Genomic DNA, 612 nt, shown 5'->3' with positions numbered 1-612 from the left:
GGCCCACACCCACAGATACGACGCGATGATCGCCGGAGTGATCAACGCCGACCCCAGCCAATCCACACCCCCGTACCGCGCCGTGAAGTTCCCCTTCGGCAACTTCAACGTGTACGACCCGGGCGGGAGTCTCTTGCCGAAGACGAACGAGCCGTCCTTCTCCGTGGTGGCCGACCCGACGACCTTGCCCGCCGAAGAGACCGCCTGGACCTTCATGCCACCCAGACCGGCCTCGGTGGGATCCGGGGCGTTGAGGGTGCCGCCACCACCCTTGGTGAAGTCGAACCACACCAGTCCGCTGAGCCTCCCCGGCACCGGCGCGGGCGCCTTGGCCGGAGTGGGGCTCGCCGGCAGGTTCTCCGGCTTGATCCCCACCAGCGGCAGCAAGGCGGTCTGCCCCGCCTGGACCTGGGCGCGGCTCACCACCGCGCCGCCCTGGGCCACGTCCGGGCTCTTGTCGTTCTCCCGGACCGACGCGCCCGGATAACGGGAGCCGCCAGCGAAGGTGTCATGGATGCTGGTGACGACCGCGTTTCCCACGCCCATCGACGGGTCCTGTTCATACACCAGACGGAAGATCACACCCGAGGCCAGGAACGACACGGCCATCGG

1 protein-coding gene is annotated in these 612 nt (G+C 68.6%); it reads right to left on the bottom strand.

Features of this window, described 5'->3' with window-relative positions; all coding sequences use genetic code 11:
- A partial coding sequence (locus ACFFNX_RS51995; RefSeq protein WP_512699898.1) for a carboxypeptidase-like regulatory domain-containing protein occupies positions 1-612 on the bottom strand: 612 nt, incomplete at both ends.

The sequence above is a fragment of the Actinoallomurus acaciae genome (genome assembly GCF_042429965.1).
Classification (GTDB): domain Bacteria; phylum Actinomycetota; class Actinomycetes; order Streptosporangiales; family Streptosporangiaceae; genus Actinoallomurus; species Actinoallomurus acaciae.
This window is presented reverse-complemented; position numbering and strand designations above follow the sequence as displayed.